Annotated in this window: 20 protein-coding genes; 12 read left to right on the top strand and 8 right to left on the bottom strand. The window is 31.0% G+C overall.

Annotated elements, in window-relative coordinates; translation table 11 throughout:
* Positions 1-96: 96 nt before the first annotated feature.
* From Q0616_RS03480 to Q0616_RS03465, 4 genes are all read right to left on the bottom strand, one after another.
* Positions 97-1,806: a M56 family metallopeptidase gene (locus Q0616_RS03480; RefSeq protein WP_298775139.1), complete on the bottom strand. Its 1,710-nt coding sequence runs from the start codon at positions 1,804-1,806 to the stop codon at positions 97-99.
* A gap of 69 nt (positions 1,807-1,875) precedes the next feature.
* Positions 1,876-2,253: a BlaI/MecI/CopY family transcriptional regulator gene (locus Q0616_RS03475; protein ID WP_298775136.1), complete on the bottom strand. Its 378-nt coding sequence runs from the start codon at positions 2,251-2,253 to the stop codon at positions 1,876-1,878.
* Between the two features lie 133 nt (positions 2,254-2,386).
* Positions 2,387-2,971 carry a porin family protein gene (locus Q0616_RS03470; protein ID WP_225539057.1) on the bottom strand — a complete coding sequence of 195 codons (585 nt, stop codon included), beginning with the start codon at positions 2,969-2,971 and terminating at the stop codon, positions 2,387-2,389.
* Between the two features lie 153 nt (positions 2,972-3,124).
* Positions 3,125-4,375, bottom strand: a complete 1,251-nt coding sequence (locus Q0616_RS03465; protein WP_298775134.1) for a glycosyltransferase N-terminal domain-containing protein — start codon at positions 4,373-4,375, stop codon at positions 3,125-3,127.
* 100 nt (positions 4,376-4,475) lie between these two features.
* Here Q0616_RS03465 and Q0616_RS03460 point away from each other — a divergent pair, with 100 nt between their 5' ends.
* The gene (locus Q0616_RS03460; protein WP_286484170.1) at positions 4,476-5,591 is read left to right on the top strand and encodes a DegT/DnrJ/EryC1/StrS aminotransferase family protein; all 1,116 of its coding nucleotides are present in this window, start codon (positions 4,476-4,478) and stop codon (positions 5,589-5,591) included.
* A gap of 96 nt (positions 5,592-5,687) precedes the next feature.
* Complete coding sequence (galE, locus tag Q0616_RS03455) at positions 5,688-6,701, top strand: UDP-glucose 4-epimerase GalE (RefSeq protein WP_171622887.1); 1,014 nt, start codon at positions 5,688-5,690, stop codon at positions 6,699-6,701.
* A gap of 72 nt (positions 6,702-6,773) precedes the next feature.
* Here galE and Q0616_RS03450 read toward each other — a convergent pair whose 3' ends face one another.
* Positions 6,774-7,229 carry a copper resistance protein NlpE gene (locus tag Q0616_RS03450; protein ID WP_298775129.1) on the bottom strand — a complete coding sequence of 152 codons (456 nt, stop codon included), beginning with the start codon at positions 7,227-7,229 and terminating at the stop codon, positions 6,774-6,776.
* Between the two features lie 84 nt (positions 7,230-7,313).
* Between Q0616_RS03450 and Q0616_RS03445 the strand changes: the two genes are divergently transcribed.
* Positions 7,314-7,823: a methylated-DNA--[protein]-cysteine S-methyltransferase gene (locus Q0616_RS03445; RefSeq protein ID WP_171622889.1), complete on the top strand. Its 510-nt coding sequence runs from the start codon at positions 7,314-7,316 to the stop codon at positions 7,821-7,823.
* Between the two features lie 53 nt (positions 7,824-7,876).
* On the opposite strand, the gene Q0616_RS03440 is transcribed toward Q0616_RS03445, so the two are convergent.
* From Q0616_RS03440 to Q0616_RS03430, 3 genes are all read right to left on the bottom strand, one after another.
* Positions 7,877-8,455, bottom strand: a complete 579-nt coding sequence (locus Q0616_RS03440) for a TlpA disulfide reductase family protein (protein WP_260544129.1) — start codon at positions 8,453-8,455, stop codon at positions 7,877-7,879.
* A gap of 2 nt (positions 8,456-8,457) precedes the next feature.
* On the bottom strand, positions 8,458-9,429 hold the full coding sequence (locus Q0616_RS03435; RefSeq protein ID WP_260544127.1) for a TQO small subunit DoxD: 972 nt from the start codon (positions 9,427-9,429) through the stop codon (positions 8,458-8,460).
* Between the two features lie 247 nt (positions 9,430-9,676).
* The gene (locus Q0616_RS03430; RefSeq protein ID WP_286483777.1) at positions 9,677-10,039 is read right to left on the bottom strand and encodes a hypothetical protein; all 363 of its coding nucleotides are present in this window, start codon (positions 10,037-10,039) and stop codon (positions 9,677-9,679) included.
* An 85-nt stretch (positions 10,040-10,124) separates the two neighbouring features.
* On the opposite strand from Q0616_RS03430, the gene Q0616_RS03425 reads away from it, so the two are divergent.
* From Q0616_RS03425 to Q0616_RS03385, 9 genes are all read left to right on the top strand, one after another.
* On the top strand, positions 10,125-11,129 hold the full coding sequence (locus Q0616_RS03425) for an iron ABC transporter permease (protein WP_171622892.1): 1,005 nt from the start codon (positions 10,125-10,127) through the stop codon (positions 11,127-11,129).
* Positions 11,126-12,115, top strand: a complete 990-nt coding sequence (locus tag Q0616_RS03420) for an ABC transporter ATP-binding protein (protein ID WP_225539067.1) — start codon at positions 11,126-11,128, stop codon at positions 12,113-12,115. Before Q0616_RS03425 ends, Q0616_RS03420 begins: the two co-directional genes overlap by 4 nt.
* On the top strand, positions 12,084-12,773 hold the full coding sequence (locus Q0616_RS03415) for an SDR family oxidoreductase (RefSeq protein WP_225539068.1): 690 nt from the start codon (positions 12,084-12,086) through the stop codon (positions 12,771-12,773). The genes Q0616_RS03420 and Q0616_RS03415 overlap by 32 nt, the downstream gene beginning before the upstream one ends.
* Positions 12,774-12,983: 210 nt before the next feature.
* Entirely contained in the window at positions 12,984-13,667 is a 684-nt protein-coding gene (locus Q0616_RS03410) for a response regulator transcription factor (RefSeq protein WP_171622927.1), read from the top strand.
* Positions 13,657-15,027: an ATP-binding protein gene (locus Q0616_RS03405; RefSeq protein WP_298775119.1), complete on the top strand. Its 1,371-nt coding sequence runs from the start codon at positions 13,657-13,659 to the stop codon at positions 15,025-15,027. The genes Q0616_RS03410 and Q0616_RS03405 overlap by 11 nt, the downstream gene beginning before the upstream one ends.
* 239 nt (positions 15,028-15,266) lie before the next feature.
* On the top strand, positions 15,267-15,965 hold the full coding sequence (locus Q0616_RS03400; protein ID WP_298775117.1) for an MgtC/SapB family protein: 699 nt from the start codon (positions 15,267-15,269) through the stop codon (positions 15,963-15,965).
* A gap of 25 nt (positions 15,966-15,990) precedes the next feature.
* A complete protein-coding gene (locus Q0616_RS03395; RefSeq protein WP_225542134.1) occupies positions 15,991-17,121 on the top strand; it encodes an efflux RND transporter periplasmic adaptor subunit in 1,131 nt (376 codons plus the stop codon).
* Between the two features lie 9 nt (positions 17,122-17,130).
* Positions 17,131-20,229: a CusA/CzcA family heavy metal efflux RND transporter gene (locus tag Q0616_RS03390; protein WP_171622898.1), complete on the top strand. Its 3,099-nt coding sequence runs from the start codon at positions 17,131-17,133 to the stop codon at positions 20,227-20,229.
* A gap of 11 nt (positions 20,230-20,240) precedes the next feature.
* Positions 20,241-21,281, top strand: a 1,041-nt coding sequence (locus Q0616_RS03385; RefSeq protein ID WP_298775114.1) for a TolC family protein, incomplete at its 3' end; no start/stop codon positions are given.

The raw sequence follows: 21,281 nt of genomic DNA, 5'->3' as shown, positions 1-21,281 counted from the left end.
AATAGAAAATCAGAATGCCAAAACATGACGTACTAAAAAAGGAAACTCAACTGAGTTTCCTTTTTTGTAAATGTTATAAATGCGATGAAATTTTGATTATTTCTTAATTTCTTTTTTTAGCTGTTTTTGCTTTTTTTCAATCTCCTTTAGCATTTGTTTAGTGTTTTTTTCTTGTAATACAAGTTCTTTCTTTTTTTCTTCAAGATATTTACTCATTTCTTTAGGATCTTCAGAATAAAATGTTTTTACAGTAAATGAACCTAATTTTTGTATTTCGGGATTTTTAGGATCAGTTTTTAGAGCTGTAATATCATAACCTCTTGAATGCGATTCTTTTAATTGTTTTTCTATTTCCGTTTTATCAATTCCTTCATTTTTTGAAAAACTTACACTATAACCATTATCAATTCCTTTTGATTTTAATTGATTTTCTAAATAAACTTTATCAATCTCTGAACTAATAATTTTATGTTCAACACCATTTTTGTCGGTGTAAATAGAATAACCATTTTTCAGAGTAATATTATTTTTTACCGTTGGCATTTTAGCAGTTGTTACTTTTTTATCAATATTCGGAATATCTTTTTCAGAGTTAAAAATTCTGATAACACTTGAATCTTTTTTGAAAATTTCTATTAAACCTTCGCTCTTTTTTACAATTACTTTATTAATATCTTTTGGATCTATTTTTTGTAAAACTTTGCCATCTTTACCATATAGTGTTGTCGGTATTAATTCTTTTTTTCTAACAATATCTTTTATTTTTATCGAATCATTCAAGATGATATCTCCAGCATCGTTTAAAATAATTTTGTTTTGCGGATTACTTTTCAAAATATCTTTTAATTCTTCTTTGGTCATTGTTTTACCATCAGATAAATTTTTGATTAACGTAATAGTGTCATTCAGGTTTTTCGTTATTTTATTTTCTTCTTTTGTATCAAATATCAAATCCGCTTGCGATTGAACAGGTTTTTCCAATGCTTGTTCTACCTTTTTTGCTTTATTTTCTACTTCCTGAGCAAAAGATTTTTGAGAAAACAATACAAAAGCGCTTAGTATAAAAGGTAAAGAAGCAAAAGAAAGAATTTTAGCTTTTCGATTTGAGGTGTTTTTCGTCATCATAAGTAGGCGTTTTTTGGTTAGTATAAAATTGAAATTACTCGCCATCATTGATGGATTTTGAGTTGCAATGCAATCTAAAATTTGATGTTGATAAGTTTTTAAATCAGAGTTTCTTTTTAACACATATTCATCTGCCAAAAACTCATGATTTAGTTTGATCGATTTTTTGTAGAAATAAATAAAAGGATTGAACCAAAAAAGGATTTGAAAAATTTCTATCCATAATATATCAAAACTATGTTTCTGAATACAATGTGCTTTTTCGTGATCAATTAAATTTTGATGTAAATTCTCGAGTTGTTTTTTGGGAATAAAAATATAATTCCAAAAACTATAAGGTTGACTTGATTGTAAATCGAGAACATAAGTAATTTCGTGGTCTTTTATTTTTTCTTCTGTTTTAATTTTAAATAACAAGTTGTACAAATTGTAACTAAATCTGGCTAAAAATAAAACTGCAAATAGGATGTAAATTACATTTAAAATATCCCCAAAGTTAATTCCTTCTTCTTGTTGCAATACGTCAGGGTTTTGCATTAAAAAAGCTAATAGTTCAGGCGAAATATTTGTTTCGTTAGCTGTAATTGGTAAATCTATTTTATACAAAGGCGCTGTCAACGAGAAAACTAACGAGAATAAAAGATAAAATCGATTGATTTTATACATACTTTCGCGCTCCAATAAAAGTTTGTAAAATGAATACAAAAAACCAGAGCAAAGAATAAATTTTATGACATAAGCAACCATAAGCTATTTCTTTTTACGGTCTATTTCATTGTCGATGATATCACGTAATTTTTCTAATTCTTCAACAGACATATTGTGTGATTTTGCAAAAAATGAAGCAAATTGTGTTGCCGAATTATTAAAGAAGTTTGAAATCATTCCTTTTACTTCTTTCGAAAAATAGTCGTCTTTTTTTACCAAAGCGTAGTATCGACGCGAGTTTCCCATTTGTTCGTAATCAATATAACCTTTGTCGTGCATCCTTTTTAATAAAGTAGATATAGTCGTGTTTGCAGGTTTTGGATCGTCATAAGAATCGATAATATCTTTGGCGAAAACTTGTTTTCCACTCCAAATAACTTCCATCACTTCTTCTTCTCTTCTTGATAATTTAACTTTCATAATCTACAATTGTAATTTAATTACTACAAATATAGAATTAAATTTAATTTGACCAATTTATTTTTAACTTATTTAACATTTACACACAAAAAAAGGAGCAAAAAGCTCCTTGATATTTTGATTTGAAATGTTATTACATTTCCATTAATTTATACGCTACACCAACACTAAAATAGGTATTCGTAGTACTTTTTGAAGATGGATCATGATTAATATCTGTTAATCCTTTTGTAAAACGAGCATTGATTTCTAATTCGTCAGTTACTTTGTATCCAGCTCCTATATTTAATCCAAAATCAAATGTTTTGAAATTATCTGTAATTGGCTCTTTAGTCTTAATATTATTGAATTCTGTTTTTTCTTTAGCAGAAACCAAGAAACCTAATTGAGGACCAAATTCAACATCCAATCCGTCCATAATTTCATAACGTCCCATTAACGGAATATTAATATTATGTGTAACTATTTTTTTATCACTACCATCATGTTTTTTGATTCCAGCACCTTGTTTTGAGTATAATAATTCTGGCTGAAAACTAAATTGATCAGTTACTTTGTAATTTGCATAACCACCAACATAAAAGTCTGTTCTAAATTTTGCACTTTCAGTACCAGATAAAGTCGGGAAGTTAAGACCTCCTTTTACTCCTAAATCAATTTGCGCGTTCGCTGCACTTAATCCACCGAAAAGTGCTATTCCTAAGATTAGTTTCTTCATTTTTTTATTACTTAAGTTTGAGTTATATTATTTAATTCAAAAGTAAAGTTTTATTCATAGATAAAATTGAGCTGTTCTTCAAAAAAACAATAATGCTTTTTTATTTCACAATATCTATGCCTTTTTTGTTAAAAATTCATAAAATATTATGACTTAAATAATTTTCGCTAAATAATCCATAATAATTTTCGTTGCATTTGGAGAATTTTGAACAAAATCTCCTGCTTTTTTTCCACTTGCTTTTCTAAAATTTTCGTCATTCATCAAACGGTTCATTATTTTATTAAATTCGGTTTGATTTGAAATTGAAAAACCACCACCAACTGCTATCAAGTCAACAGCTTCCTGGAATTTTTTGTATTTATGTCCAAATACAACAGGATTTCCATACGTTACAGCTTCTAATGTATTGTGAATTCCTGCTCCAAAACCACCGCCAATATAAGTGATATCTGCATATGCATACACTTTGGATAGTAGTCCAATTGTATTTAGAATAAAAACTTTTGAATCAATTAAATCTTGTTGCGAAGTTTTTTCTAAATCAGAAAATTTAACAGTTTTTTGATTGATTTTACTCAGAAAAGAATTGATCTCAGCATCATTCAAATTATGTGGTGCGAAAACAATTTTCCAATCATTCGTTAATTTTTGATTGATTAATTCAATAAATAATTCTTCATCTTTTGGCCACGAACTTCCAACAACAATTAATTTTGAATGTTGTTTGAAAGTTTCCATAAAATCCAAGTGGTTGTCTTGGTGAATAATTTGTTTAACACGGTCAAAACGCGTATCACCTGCAATTGTATTCTGTGTAATCTGAATAGAGTCTAATAAATTTTTAGACTTTTCGTTTTGCACAAAGAAATGATTAATTAAACTTAATTTTTTAGCAAACCAGTTATTTCCATCCTTTTTGAAAAAGTTTTGACTCTCTCTAAAGATAGAGGAAACCACAATTGTTGGTATTTTGTGTTGATGTAAAGTCGAAATTAAATTGAACCAATATTCGTATTTCACCAAAATCAAAATTTCGGGATGCAAGACTTTTATTAGTTTTTCTGCATTCGATTTTGTGTCTAAAGGTAAATAGAAAATTAAGTCAGCTCCTTGATAATTTTTTCTAATTTCGTAACCTGAAGGCGAGAAAAAGGAAACAGCAATTTTATGTGTAGGATACTTTTCTTTTAAGGTTTCGATCACAGGTCGACCTTGTTCAAACTCGCCTAAAGAAGAACAATGTACCCACAAAACTTTATCCGTTTTAGATAGTTTAGAAGCAATTTTTTCTTCCCAATTATCACGACCATTTATCCAAAGTTTCGCTTTTTCGTTAAAATTCGAAGCCAATTTTAGCGCCATTCCGTACGCCTTGATTGATATATTATAAAATCCTTGCACAATCTTGCAAAGTTAGAAATTTAGAACGAGCTTTTTTTGTACATTTGTTGTAATAATATCGACTTTTTAAAGTTGTAGATGTTGAAAGATTCATTAAGTTATGAAAAAAATACAAATGGTTGACTTACAGAGTCAATATCAAAAAATAAAAGGTGACGTTGATGCAGCAATTATGAATGTTTTAGATTCGGCTGCTTTTATAAATGGACCAGAAGTAAAACAATTCGAAACTGAATTACAAGAATATCTTAACGTAAAACATGTTATTCCTTGTGGAAATGGGACAGATGCTTTACAAATCGCTTTGATGGCATTAGGATTGGAGCCAGGTGACGAGGTAATTACGGCAGATTTTACTTTTGCGGCAACGGTAGAAGTGATTGATTTATTAAAATTAAATTCTGTTTTAGTAGATGTCGATTATGATACATTTACAATTGATACAGAAAAATTGAAAGCTGCTATTACACCAAAAACTAAAGCAATTATTCCAGTTCATTTATTTGGGCAATGTGCTAATATGGATGAGATTATGGCAATTGCAAAAGAACATAACTTATATGTTATAGAAGATACAGCGCAAGCAATTGGTGCAGAATACAAAGGTCAAAAAGCTGGTACAATTGGTCATATTGGTTGTACATCTTTCTTCCCTTCTAAAAATTTAGGATGTTACGGAGATGGTGGAGCGATTTTTACGAATGATGATGATATTGCACATCGTTTACGTGGAATTGTAAATCACGGAATGTACAAGCGTTACTACCACGATGAAGTAGGGGTTAACTCACGTTTAGATTCAGTTCAAGCAGCAGTTTTACGCCGCAAACTACCATTCTTAGACGAGTATAATGCTGCACGTAACAAAGCAGCAGCTTATTATTCAGAAGCTTTTAAAGATATTGATGCGCTAATTACACCATCAAAAGGAGAAGATACAACACATGTTTTTCATCAATATACTTTACGTGTAACAAATGGTAAACGTAACGAATTGCAAGCTTTCTTAACAGAAAAAGAAATTCCAGCAATGATTTATTATCCTGTTCCATTACGTAAACAAAAAGCGTATGATAACGGTCATTACAATGATGCAGACTTCCCAAATACCAATAAATTGGTTGAAGAAGTGATGTCTTTACCGATGCATACAGAGTTAGAAGAAGAACAATTGGTTTATATTACTTCTGCTGTGCGTGAATTCTTTGGAAAATAATTTACATTAAAAAAATATGAAAAAGCTTCTGATTGGTTTCAGAAGCTTTTTTATTTGCTTAAATTTGGACTAACTAATTCAATGAAATTACATAAAATGAATAAAATATTAGTAACCGGTGGTTTAGGCTATATCGGTTCGCATACAGTTGTAGCACTACAAAATGCAGGTTATGAAGTGGTGATTATTGATGATTTATCAAACACGAATATTGATTTTTTAGATAGAATTACATCGATTACTTCTATAAAACCATCTTTTTATCAAATAGATTTAAAAGATCAAGAAAAAGTAAATGAATTTTTTAAGACAAATAAAATTGACGGAATTATCAATTTTGCAGCACATAAAGCGGTTGGTGAATCTGTTGAAAAACCGTTGATGTACTATCGTAATAATCTTTTAGGATTAATTAATCTTTTAGATGCGATGAAAGATTATAATGCAGATAATATCATTTTTAGTTCATCTTGTACCGTTTATGGACAGGCAGATCATATGCCAATTAATGAACAAACACCACTAAAGAAACCAGAATCTCCTTACGGGAAAACGAAACAAATGGGTGAAGAGATTTTAGAAGATTTCTCTACAGCTTTCGATAAAAATGTGATTTGTTTACGTTATTTCAATCCAGTAGGCGCCCATCCTACAGCGAAAATTGGTGAATTACCAAAAGGAATTCCAAATAATTTGATTCCATATGTTACGCAAACGGCGGCAGGAATTAGAGAAGCTTTATCAGTTTGGGGAGACGATTACCCAACGCGTGATGGAACAGCAATTAGAGATTATATTGATGTGAATGATTTAGCAGATGCGCACGTAAAAGCTGTAACTCGTTTGATTGAAAATAAAAATAAAGCGAAATTAGAGTTCTTTAATCTTGGAACAGGAACGGGTTCGACAGTTTTAGAAGTTGTTCATGCTTTTGAAGATGCAAATGATTTGAAATTGAATTATCAGATCAAAGAGCGTCGCGCAGGAGATATTATCGAAGCCTATGCAGATAATTCGTATGCAGAAAAAGAATTGGGTTGGAAACCTGAAACTCAACTTGCAGAAAGTATGCGTACAGCTTGGGAATGGCAAAAAAGTTTAGAACAATAAAAGAAAACGCTGTCAGGTTTAAAACCTTGACAGCGTTTTAATTGTTATAGAGTAGAAATTTAACTTTTGAAATTATTTCTTTACTTTTTTCAATACGTATAAATCTTTCAAATTTCCAGTAATTTCTTTTCCTTCTTGATCTAAAACTTTCAATCTATTTTCTTCAACTTTCAGGACCAAAGGGCTAATATTCGAGTTTAAGTGCAAAATATTTCCAGTAGCATCCCATTTATAAAAACCTTCATCTTGGTAAACCGTTTCTTTTCCTAAATATTCTTGTTCAATGAAAAAGTTACCGTCTTTTTTTAACTCAACAATATATTTTATTCCTTCGCAATCCGCACATGGTAAAGTACCTTCATATTTTCCATCCCAATCCAAAGAGTTTCTTGAATTATGTTCATCTTTAAATGTTTTTGTAGAGTTTTGAGCCACTTCAGCTTTTTTTTCTTCTTGTTGGATACCTTTTGATTGGCATGAGAATAAGATAAATGATGCAAAGATGCTCGCTAATATAGATTTCTTCATAATTAATTTTATGATATGTTTAACAACAAATATGGTACCAAATTACGACTATATTTTTCTAACTTTCAATTAAAATTTAATAAAATGTTTCACGCAAAAAAAATACAAACACCTTTGGGAGAAATGCTTGCAATTAAGTCACAAAAAGGACTTTGTGTATTAGCATTTTTTGATGGGAAATCAACCGAAAAACAACTTAAAGAGATTGAAAAATTGGGTGAAATTGTAGAAAATAAGCACGATGAAGTTTTGTTAAATTTAGAAAAGGAGTTAGACGCTTATTTTGAAGGGAATTTGAACGAATTTAGCATTCCGCTTGATTTGATTGGAACTGATTTTCAGATAAAGGTTTGGAACGAATTAATTAAAATTCCATTTGGAAAAACACGGTCATATAAGGAGCAATCGATGGCTTTGGGTAATTTGTTGGCGATACGTGCAGTTGCAAATGCAAACGCGAAAAATAAAATAGCAATTGTGGTGCCTTGTCATCGGGTTATTGGAACAAATGGATCTCTGACAGGATACGCAGGAGGTAATAAGCGCAAGAAATTTTTGTTAGAATTAGAATCAACACAATTGAATGTATTCTAAAAAAAAACTTCGAGAATTTTCTCTCGAAGCTTTTTTAATTTATTTTAGAATAATTATTCCATCGTTTTCAATTCGTTCAAGAAATCAACAATATCTTGACCAGAATAATCTGCCATTCCCATTGTGGTGTGTGCAATGTTTCCTTTTTTGTCTAAGATAATAGTTGTTGGTAACGAACCATTAAAAAATTCAGTCGGAATAGATGAGTTGGGATAAACCACTGGTAACGAAAGTTTTTTACGTTCCATGAATTTCGCTACTTTATCACGTTTTCCTTCTACTTCCACTGTTAAAATCACGATATCTTTATCCTCTTTTACTTTGTCATATAAAGTTTGAATAGAAGGCATTTCTGCAATACAAGGAGGGCACCAAGTAGCCCAAAAATTCATAAACACTACTTTTCCTTTCAGATCTTCCATGTTGACAGTTTTTCCATCCACATCTACCATTTCGAAAATATAATTTGCTTCGGTTTCTGGTTGAGAAGACTTTTCAACTTTTTCTAATTTTGGATCGAATAATCCTAATTTCATTAAACCTTGCTGCATCATTGCTTTAGCTTCTGGTACAAAAAGTAAGACCAAAGCCAACGCTCCTACGATAATAGTTGAGTAATTTCTTTTTAACATTGCTATAAATTTATTGTTTGTTCCCATTGTAATCCGCTTATATCGGTTAGTACTACTTTGTGAATTCTATTCTCTATTTCAAAATTTAAGTTTGCTTTCGCTCCCAAAGGTAACACTAAACTGTGTTTATGTGGTGTAACTTTTGCTACATAATAATTCGAAATTTGTTGTTGGTCTAAATTTGATAACTCTTTCATATCTAATGATTCAATGATTTTATTTTGGTCATTGTAAAAATCAATTTGGATTAAAAAAGAACCATATACATCAGCACCTTCTATTCGCATAACGTCAAATGAAACCTTATTTTGAAGTTGTTTTAAATTGGTTATTTCTACTTTTGGCTTGACCGATTTATTGTGTAAAGTTCCATAAACACCACCATGAAATACTTGATTTGTAAACAACGTAACGAATAATATGAAAAAACTAAATCCGATAAAATGAGGTGTATATTTTTTATAAGAAATAGAATTCCATTTATTTTCTTGTTCAACAAATTGATTTTTATTGAATAAATAATCCAAGGATATTTTACCAGAGCCCGCTTGCATTAGCGTGAATCCTCCTGCCAAACCTAATACGCCAATTTGCCATTCGTCCAAACAAGTTGTTCCAATCCATCCCGAACCTAATAAAATTCCCATTGCTAAGAAGAAAACACCGATACTCATGAAACGCGTTTTGTAACCAAGCATCAAACACAAGCCTACCACGCCTTCTATAATGGTGAAAATCCACATGTTCCACAATAAAGCTTCGGGATTTTCGACCAAATATTGAATAAGAGGTTTGATGAAAAGAGCGTTCGGTAAAAAATGATTAAATTTTTCGCCAATGTATCCAGTTGCTTCTGGATCAAGTTTGTTTTCTAAAATTAACCGCCTCCAAAAGGCAGAAAAGTACGTCCAACCAATGACTAAACGCAATGCCAATACAGCATTACCCATTGATAAAACAGATTTGTTTTGCATGATATGTTATATAAGTTACTTAAATCTACATTTTTGTTTTGTAGTCTAAAACAGTCAATTCGAGTGAAATTCATTTAGAATTTTGTATCGAGAATAAGGTTTTAGAAGATAAAATTCATCTTAATTATCGATACAATTTTTCTTCTTTTTATAGTTCGAAAAATCACTCGAATTGACGAATTCTAATTCAATAATGTACAAATAAGTATAAATTGTTGAATAATTATTGTTGAATTAATTGTGAAAATTACGACAACAACGAATATTTCAATTGCTTATACAATAAATAGAAAGGTATTTTTGGAGATTGTATTTTATTCGAATCAATATCTTCTACGATCAATGAAGATCGTGCGTATTGAATGAATTGTAAAGATATTTGCGGTAAATCAAAATGAGATAAATCAAGTTGTTTGCTTGATTTCTTAATTACTTCAAATTTAATGTTAACACAAGATGTTGTATTACTCTGAATTGTTTTACTTGGAGTTGATTTTGTTTGCTGAACATTTTCAACTTCTAAAATAGTATGAATAGAAGCTTTCATGCTACAAGGTGTAAGTAGCATGAAAATCGAAGAAATAATTAAAACAAGACTTCTAAAATTCATGAAACGAAACTAATCATAAAATTTGATTTAAAACGAATTTATAATTAAACTTTAAGAAATTATTAGAATTTCTATCTTTGTCTTGATGAAAGAAAAACCGTTATTTTTTGTATTGATTATTCTAACACTCTTACTTTTTGTGATCAGTTTAAGTGTTGGAAAAGTTCCGATTTCTTTCACCGAAATATTCAGTGTCATTTTTGGGCATTCAGACGAAATGTACCATAACCTTGTACTCAATTTTCGATTGCCAAAATCACTAACAGCTTTGTTGGTTGGTATTGCTTTGCCTATTTCAGGTTTTTTGATGCAAGAATTATTCAAAAATCCTTTAGCAGAACCTTCCGTATTGGGAATTACGTCAATGGCCAGTTTAGGTGTTGCGATTGTAATTTTTCTTTTTTCGATGATTGGATTAGATGAATTTTTAAACAATCCTTGGATTACAATTATAGCTTCATTCTTAGGTGCAATAGTTGCTTTGTTAATGGTTATTTCACTTTCTTTTCGCGTTAAATCATCTGCATCCTTAGTGATTATTGGTTTTATGATTGCTGGTTTAGCAGGCGCATTAATCGGAATGATGCAATATTTTGCACCTTCGGATAAGATAAAAACCTATTTAGTTTGGGGATTCGGTTCATTAAGTGGTTTATCTTGGGAACAATTAGGTGTTTTCGGATTATTTGTTCTAAGTGGAATTATCGTTTCCTTGTTTACTTTACGAGGAATTACAGCTTTGTTATTGGGCGAAAAATATGCACAGTCGTTGGGAATAAATATTAAAAAATTAAGATTAACAATTCTTATTTCAACCGCATTGTTAACAGCTTCAGCGACCGCATTTGCAGGGCCTATTAGCTTTATAGGATTAGCCGTTCCTCATATTTGTAGAACATTATTACGAACAGGCGATATGAAAATTTTATACCGATGGATTTTCGTGTCAGGTATATTTTTTATGTTACTTTTTTCAATCTTGACTGAAATTTTTCCATTTGGAACTTTACCTATTAATATTATTACCGCATTGTTCGGAGCACCAATTGTGATAAGTATTTTGTTGAATAATAAAAATGGAGTGCGATGAAAAGTGAGGTATTAAAATTGGAAAATCTTTCAGTTGGTTATAATGCAAAAAAAATTGTTTCAACGATTAATACTACGATCTTCACAAATGAATTGATTACGATTTTAGGGAAGAATGGAGCAGGGAAATCAACATTGATTAATACCATTTTAGGTTTTGAGAAAAGTCTTGAAGGTAAAATTTATTTGGATAATAATTTATTGCAAAAATTATCTTCTCAAGAGATTGCACAACATATCGCTGTGGTTTTACCACGAATGGCAATTGTTCCAAAAATTAGAGTTTCTGAATTGGTAGCGATGGGACGTTTGCCTTATCATAAAGTTTTGAAGAAAGTTTCGAAAGAGGAACAATACTTAATTGATGAGGTGTTAGAACTGGTCGGAATTACCGATTTGGCTCATCTATTTGCGAATGAAATTAGCGAAGGCCAATTGCAATTGGTAATGATTGCGCGTGCTTTATGTCAAGATGCTAAATTGGTAATTTTAGATGAACCAACATCTAATTTAGATTTAGCCAATCGATATAAAATATTTAATTTATTAAATGAATTGAAAACTAAAATGGATAAATCGTTTTTGATGATTACCCATGAAGTAGATTTTGCCTTAGAAAATGCGGATAAAATTTGGTGGATAGAAAAGGGTAACCTTTCTGAAGGAATTCCAGAACAAATAGCATTTGAACATCATATTATTCAGAAATTATCCAACCATAATTTGATGTACGATAAAGCGAATAACCGTTTTTCGACTCCCACTAATTGCACAAAAGTTATAGGGATTAAAGGAAATTCTGAATTAGCTTTTTGGGTGAAAAATGCGTTGATTCGAAATGGAATTTCTGTCGAAAATACTGCCGAAAATCATATTGAAATAACAGAAAATAACATCATCTTTGAAGGACAAAAATTTGAATCGATAGAACAAATCGTAAAATTTGTACAACAGTATGAAAAATATAATCGTAACGGGAGCAAGTAGAGGAATTGGTTTTGAATTGGCAAAACAACATTTAGAATTAGGAAACCGTGTGTTGACAATTTCTCGAAATGTAGATAAATTAAAAGAATTAGAGGTTTACGCAAAAGAAAATCAATATCGGTTTATAGGAATTGATTTGACTAATTTTGATGAGATTTCACAAGTGAAAGAAGCGGTTAATTCTTGGGAGAAAGTAGATGTTTTATACAACAATGCAGGGATATGTATAAACAAACCTTTTGAGGAAATACAAGAAGCGGATTTATTAACATCTTGGCAAGTGAATTTTATGGCGCCATATCGTTTGATACAAGTTTTGATGTCTAAGTTTGATACATCTTCACATGTTGTCAATATTTCGACAATGGGAGCCGTACAAGGTTCTGTGAAATTTCCAGGATTATCAGTTTATTCATCTTCTAAATCGGCAACAGTTAATTTAACAGAATTGTTGGCAGAAGAATTAAAAGATCATGGTCCAAGAATTAATGCAGTCGCATTAGGAGCCGTACAAACTGAAATGTTAGAAGAAGCTTTTCCTGGATATATTGCGCCTTTACAACCAAATGAAATGGCCGAATATCTTGTTGATTTTGGATTGAATGGTTGGAAATATTTTAACGGAAAAATTCAACAAGCTTCGATTTCTACACCATAAGAATTTAATTTATATAATACCTTTCTAAAGTCGCTCTTGAGCGACTTTTTTAATGTTTCAATACTCGTTTTCTCAAAATATACATCAACGGAAAGCTGCGTATAATCCAAATTTTGAAAAAATATATCCAATTATACTTAAATTATTTTTGGAGCTATTTTCATGTCTCATAGGATAAAATCCTTAAAATTAAATCCTTATTTTTGTAATATGCATATTTTAATAGTAGAAGACGATCAAAGAATGTCAGCGTTAATTCGAAGAGGTTTAGAAGAGAACGGGTTTGAAACAACGGTAGTTTATGATGGAGAAATGGCACTAAAATTGGCTCTTCGTGAAGAGTATGATTTGGTTGTGTCAGATATTATTTTACCTAAATTAAGTGGATTAGATTTTTGTCAAGAATTAAAAAAGTTAAAACCTTTTCTTCCTATTATCATGTTAACAGCTCTAGGAACAACCGATGATAAAGTTGAAGGGTTTGATGCAGGTGCAGATGATTATATGGTAAAACCTTTTGAAATGAGGGAACTTATCGCAAGAATTGGCGTCTTGTCTAAAAGAAAGTACAATATGCAGACGTTATCTTTCATTTTGGAATATGATACATTAGAGATGAATCTCCATACAAAAATAGTGAAAAGAGAAGGGAAAGAAATTAATCTAACACCAAAAGAATTTCGTCTTTTACATTATATGCTCGAAAATAAAGAACGTGTGCTATCTAGAACTGAGATTGCGGAAAAAGTTTGGGATACACATTTTGATACAGGGACTAATTTTATTGATGTTTATATAAATTATTTAAGAAATAAAGTTGACAGGCATTTTGGGGCAAAACTAATTCATACCAAAACAGGTCAAGGATTTATATTTAAGAAAGATGAAAATTAGAATTAGACTGACACTTTTATTTACTTTGCTTACAGCAACTATTCTTTTTTTCTTTGCTTTTATAATTTATTATTCAGCAAAAAAAGACAGAGAAAAAGAATTTTTTGAATTGCTTAAAAAAGAAGCTATAACTAAATCAAATCTTTTTCTTAAAGCTAAAGTTTCATCCGATGTTTTGCATCATATCTATCAAAATAACAGACAAACTCTCAATGAAGTTGAAGTTGCAGTTTATGATCACAACAAAACATTAATTTACCACGATGCAGTAGAAATCGATTTTGTTAAAGAAACAGAAGCGTTATTCGATCAAGTACAGCAAAAAGGTTACATTAATTTCTACCAAGATAGGTGGCAAGTCGTCGGGATGAAATATACTGTAGATGGAATTGATTATTTTGTTACAGCTGCAGCTTTGGATGAATATGGTTACAGTAAAATTAACAATTTATTAAAAAATATTATCCTTATCTATACATTGTCTTTGCTGCTAATTTTATTGTCTGCTTTCTTTTTTACCAATAAAGCGATAAATCCAATCAAGGCGATAACGAGTAAAGCAAAACAAATTTCTGCTTCAAATTTAGATCTTAGAATTGAATTAAAATCAAAAGGAGATGAGTTAGCAGAATTAACAATTACAATCAATCAAATGTTACAACGATTAGAAAATTCTTTTGATTCTCAGAAAAGTTTTGTTTCTAATATAGCACATGAACTTCGTACGCCATTAGCAGCGATAATAACAGAATTAGAAATGGCTTTAGGGAAGAAGCATTCTAATGAAGAATATCAAGAGTTAATCCAATTTGCATTAAATGACACAAAAAGAATTGTTCGTTTATCCAACAGTTTACTTGATATGGCGAAAGCTAGTTACGATCCTTCAGAAATTAATTTTAAAAGAATTAGAATTGATGAAATACTTTTAGATTCGGTGGTTCAGGTTCAAAAAAATAATAAGGAATATAAAGTAGAATTAAATTTTATTCGAATTCCAAACGAAGAAAACGAGGTCGAAGTGAATGGAAATGAATATTTATTAAAAGTTGCTTTTACTAATTTAATAGAAAATGCATGTAAATATTCAATTAATTCCACTTGTGAGATTCAAATTGATTTTGATGAAACCGAAGTGAACATTGACTTTATTAATGAAGGTGAACGGATAAGACAAGAAGAATTAACCATGATTTTTCAACCATTTTATAGAAGTGCTCAACATAAAAATATTCAAGGTCAAGGAATAGGTTTGTATTTGGTGAAAAAAATTATTGATTTGCATTTTGGTCAATTAGCTGTATATACCAAAGAAGAAAATAAAACTTTTTTTCGAGTAGTTTTGAAAAAAAACAACTAATAATAAATCATAAAAATAGGAAAAAGCCTGCGTTATTGCAGGCTTTTTTGTTCTAATAAAATTCTAATATTCTTCTAAAAGGTTTCTAACAGCAACTGTTTTCCATGTCATGTAGATTTGCAACAGAAAAAAAATAACAATGGAAACAGATTCCCAATTCGTCAAACAATAAACCAAAGATTCATTTATTACTGCTTTTAAGAGAATTGAAACTTTGGTTTTCCTTAAAAAAATATAAAATGAATTTAATAAATTTTACAATGCAGTTAGGATTAGCTTTTCTATTAGGAGCTGCAATAGGTTTAGAGCGTGAATATCGTCAAAAAAGTGCTGGATTAAGAACAAATACCTTGGTATGTGTAGGTTCAGCAGCATTTATCTTAATGTCTTATGCCATTGGAGGAGATGCCGTAGGACGAATAGCTTCATATGTTATCAGTGGAATAGGTTTTTTAGGCGCTGGAGTCATTATGAAAGACGGAGTGAGTGTAAGAGGGTTGAATACTGCTGCAACGATTTGGTGCTCAGCAACAATCGGGTTATTTGCTGGTTCAGGACTTTCTATACAAGCGGTTATACTTACTTGTATTATAATGTTAGCACATCTATTATTAAGACCGATTAGTAATCAGATTTACCGTTACTCTTTCAAAAATAAAAACCACAAGGATACCGAATATTTATTGGTAATAAAATGTAGAAATGATGTAGAAAATCATTTAAGAGTATTACTAATGCGTTCAATTGAGAATAATGAAAACCTTATGATGAAATCTCTTTCGAGTGATGATGATTTAATAAATGATTCTGTAATGATTTCAGCAGAGATATCAGCTTTATATCAGCAAGATAGTCTTTTAGAAAAAATAGCAAGTCGATTAACCATTGAAAAAGATGTCCAAAAAATTCGTTGGGAAATTATCAGAAATGAAGTTTAGAAATAAAATAGATAGAATATATCTTATGAAAAAATCAAAAGTAACTCTTTTTTTGCTGCTTATTATTGGGAATGGTTTTGTTTTAACAAACAGTTGTAACAGTAAAATAGAACAATCAGAAACAGCAGATTATTACTGGGATAAAAATGAAATAATATTCAGTGATAATTCCACTATTATAACTCAATTAAAAATAGAAAAAGCACAACTTCAGTTGGTAGAGTCTGATTTGAATTCACCTGGAATTGTAAAAACAATTCCAGAACATTTTGCTCAAGTTGCTTCTCCATTTGCTGGACGAGTAGTTAAATCTTTCGTTTCATTGGGACAGCAAGTGAAAAAAGGAGCACCAATATTTGAAATTAAATCTGCAGATTTTTTTGTTGCACAACAAGAATATTTAGCAGCGCAACAAGAATTAAAACAAGCCGAAATAAATTTAAAACGACAAAAAGATTTATTTGATCATGCTGTTGGTGTAAAAAGAGAATTAGAAGAAGCGCAAACAGATTTTAAAATAAAAAAAATAGCTGTAGATCAAGCTGCAGCATCTGTAAAGGTTTTTAATACTTCTTCTCAAATAGGAATGGGACAATCTTTAATGGTTCGATCGCCAATTTCTGGTCAGATTATAAAAAATGAACTAGTTACAGGACAATATTTAAAAGAAGATCATGAAGCTTTGGTAACAGTAGCAGACCTGTCAAAGGTATGGGTTTCTGCGCAAATAAAAGAGCATAATTTAGGTTTTCTAAAAGAATTAAAAAGAATTTCATTTACAGTTGAGGCCTTTCCCACAATTGTATTTGATGGAAAAATAATTCATATAGGACAAACTTTGAACGAAGAAAGCAGAAGTGTAGAAGTTTTAATTGAAACTGAAAATAATCAATTCCTTCTAAAGCCAGGTATGTATGTTAATGTCGTACTTAAAGGTTTTGGTAAAGAAGAAATTATTCTTCCTTCAAAAGCTGTTTTTCAGGACAAAGCAGATCAATATGTTTTTGTAAAAATTGATGAAAAGAAATACCATAAAACAAAAGTTGTGGCGATAGGTCATTCTGAAGATAATCATTTAGTTCGTGTTACAGATGGATTAAAAGCAGGAGATAAAGTGGTGGTTGATGGAGGAGTGTTTTTAATGGGGGTAAAATAAACGATTGAAATGAACAAATTAATCGAAATGGCAATTGCCAAGAAATGGCTAATGGTGACTTTGTTTTCATTGATAGCTGTATTTGGTTATTATTCTTGGAAGCAATTAGCAATAGAAGCTTATCCAGATATTGCAGATGTAACTTCTCAAATTGTTACGCAAGTTCCTGGATTAGCAGCTGAAGAGATAGAACAACAGATTACTATCCCGATAGAAAGGGAACTCAATGGTTTACCTGGTATGCATGTAATGCGTAGTAAAAGTACATTTGGTTTATCCATTATTACAATTGTATTTAAAGATGGAGTTGATGATTACTGGGCACGCATGAGAATACAAGAACGATTGAATGATATTGACTTACCTTATGGAGCGGAACCTGGATTAGATCCTTTAACGTCACCAATTGGAGAGGTCTATCGTTACATTATAGAAAGTGATACAAAAGACTTAAGAGAATTAACAGATTTACAACGTTTTGTCATTGTTCCTAGAATTAATCAGGTGTCAGGTGTAGCGGAAGTAACAAATTTTGGAGGGATTACAACGCAGTATCAAATAGAAATAGACCCAACTAAATTAACTCAATATAATATTTCACTCAATGATGTTGTCGAAACCATAGATCAAAATAATGTGAACGCTGGTGGAAGTACATTACCTCAAGGAGATATTGGCTACGTAATTAGAGGAATAGGTCTGGTGAAAGATTTGGATGATTTTGGAAAGATTGTTATTAAGACAGAAAATGGAGTACCTATTTTATTATCTGATATTGGACAATTAAAATACGGAAGTGTTGAGCGAAAAGGTGTTTTAGGGTATAGTGACAAAACGAGAAATTATTCAGATGGAATCGAGGGAATTGTATTGTTATTAAAAGGTGAAGATCCATCTACAGTTTTAGCAGGTATTCATGAAGCTGTCAATGAACTTAATCATGATATTTTACCAAATGATGTAAAAATTCATGCCTTTTTAGACCGAACAGATTTGGTCGAGACAACACTTAATACTGTTTCTCATACTTTAATAGAAGGTATCTGTCTTGTAGTTATTGTATTAATCGTTTTTTTAGGAAGTTGGAGAGGCGCACTTTTAGTTGCAATCACGATTCCACTTTCATTGCTTATCGCATTTGTTTTCATGCATTTTACCTCTATTCCTGCAAATCTATTGTCTTTAGGAGCGATTGATTTTGGAATTATAGTAGACGGAGCAATTGTAATGATGGAAACCGTTTTGAAAAAAAGAGAGAAAAATCCTACAGAATATTTAAAAGAACATAGTATTTCTAAAGTCGCAAAACAAGTCGCAAAGCCTATATTCTTTGCGACTCTAATAATCATAACGGCTTATTTACCTCTATTTGCTTTTGAGAGAGTCGAACGAAAGCTTTTCACACCAATGGCTTTTACTGTAGGTTATGCCTTACTTGGTGCATTGTCAGTAGCTCTTTTGTTAATTCCAGGGTTAGCATATGTAATGTATAAAAAACCTCAAAAAATTTACCACAATAAATGGTTAGAGAAATTAACACAATCTTATTCATCTATTATCGAGAAAATTATAGTAAAACCAAAAAAAGTTATTTTACCACTTATTATAATTCTTGGTTGTGCAGTAGGTTTATCCATTTCTGTTGGAAAAGATTTTTTACCAACATTGGATGAAGGGTCGATTTGGTTACAAGTTGAATTACCTCCTGGTTTATCAGTAGAGAAATCAAAGGAAATGAGTGATGCATTGAGATCTCATACAATGCAATATGATGAGGTTACATATGTAATGGTACAAGCAGGCCGAAATGATGATGGAACAGACCCTTGGACTGCTTCTCATTTCGAAGTTTCGATTGGATTAAAACCTTATAAAGAATGGCCTAAAGGGAAAACTAAAAATGATTTGATTCGTGAATTGGAAAAAGAATATGCCGCTATGCCTGGATATACGGTAGGTTTTTCTCAACCAATGATAGATGGTGTAATGGATAAAATATCAGGTACACATAGCGAATTGGCAGTTAAAATTTATGGTAAAGAATTTACCGAAACACGTAAAATAGCTGAAAGTATGATGAAAGAATTGAAAAAGGTAAGAGGGGCGGTTGATGTTTCAATTGATCAAGAACCTCCATTACCTCAATTGCAGATTCATGCTAATCGAGATAAAATTGCTCAATATGGACTAAATGTGTCTGATGTTGCTGAATTAATTGAAGTTGCAATCGGAGGTAAAGCGATTTCTCAAATCTTTTTAGATGATAAAGTGTACGATTTTATTTGTCGGTACAAAGAAGATAGTCGAAATACACCAGAAAAAATAGGACAATTGAGTTTGACTAATATAGATGGTATAAAAATACCTTTAGCACAAGTGGCAGATATCAAGCTTAATACAGGAGAGAGTACGATTACGCGCGAAATGAATAAGCGACATTTAACAATAAAATTAAATTTAAGGGACCGCGATTTAGGTTCCTTTCTAAAGGAAGCTCATGATAAAATAGAACAAAATATAACTTATGATCATCGCTTATATCATCTCAAATGGAGTGGTCAATTCGAAAACCAAAACCGTGCATACAAAAGACTTTCAATCGTTATTCCAATTGCAATTCTAGTCATGTTCACTCTTTTATATGTTGCATTTGGAAACTTGAGACAAGCTTTGTTATTGATTGGAATCATTCCCTTAGCTGTATTTGGAGGTATGTTAGCATTAAATGTAAGAGGGATGACATTGAATGTTTCTTCTGCAGTTGGCTTCATTGCGCTATTTGGAGTAGCTATTCAAAATGGTGTGATAATGCTCTCTCAATTCAATCTATTAAAAAATCAGGGAATAGACCTTTTAGAAGCAGTTATTGAAGGAACAAAAAATCGTTTTCGACCTGTTTTAATGACAGCTACTGTGGCTATTTTAGGTTTATTTCCTGCCTCGTTATCAACAGGAATCGGATCGGATGTACAACGTCCATTAGCAACGGTAATAGTATATGGTTTATTATTTTCAACGGTTATTACACTTTTTGCACTTCCAGCATTATACTATATGATCGAAAAAAAATGGGGAAGAAATTCTTTGGATAAGTCTATAAATAAATAAGAAGGAGAAAAATGAAGAAATATTGGTTCATATTGGTTTGTGTTTTAATACTTCCAAATAGTTTATTAATGGCTCAACAAACTAATGGGTACGAACTAGCGTATAAGAAGTTTATCCAAACAGTCGAAACAAATAACATCTTATTGGCTTCAGAACGCTTTAATGTAGCTATAGCTGAATCGGAAATTATTAGTGCAAAAGCATTTGAGGATCCAGAACTTCAGTTTGCATATTTTGATAATGGAGAAACCAACAGAAAGATGGGAATAGGATATTCAGCAGAAGTTGGATGGTTAGTAGAATTAGGAGGAAAAAGAAAAGCTCGAATTAATTTGGCTAAAAGCGAATATGAATTGACGAAACTGATTCTTTTGGATTACTTTAAAAATTTAAAAGCTGATGCAACATTGGGTTTTTTACAAACAATCTATCAGAGAGAGTTATTGAATGTTAAAAAGAATTCTTATGAAATGGTGAATCAGCTTGCAAATTCGGATGAGATGAGGTTCAAGTTGGGGGATATTTCAGAAACTGACGCTAGACAAAGTCGATTAGAAGCTCAATCATTAAAAAATGAAGTCACTCAAGCAGAAACAGATTTAGCAGCATCATATATTCGATTGGCTATTTTTATGGGAGTTGATTCAGTAAATCAAATTACGACTGTTGGTGAATTGAGAACATTTTACCGAGATTTTGATTTGGATCATTTGGTTGAAATAGCAATAAATAATCGTACTGATCTGTCCGCAGCATTACAAAGTAAAGAGGTTAGTCAAAAGATGATAGCGTTAGCCAAAGCTAATCGTGCAATAGATTTGGGGTTGATGCTAGGTGTTGAACATTCAGGAGAAGTTCGCAATTTAGCTGCTGAAACCCCTCAGTTTACACAAATAAAAGGGGGAGTGAATATTCCTTTAAAATTTTCAAACAGATACAATAATGAATTGAAAATAGCTAAAATTCAGCTGAATCAAGCAGAATTAAATTATAAACAAATTGAGCTAGAAATTAAAACTCAAGTAAAAGAAGCATATACATGGTACGAGGCA

The sequence above is a fragment of the uncultured Empedobacter sp. genome, assembly GCF_937930195.1.
Lineage (GTDB): Bacteria > Bacteroidota > Bacteroidia > Flavobacteriales > Weeksellaceae > Empedobacter > Empedobacter stercoris.
This window is presented reverse-complemented; position numbering and strand designations above follow the sequence as displayed.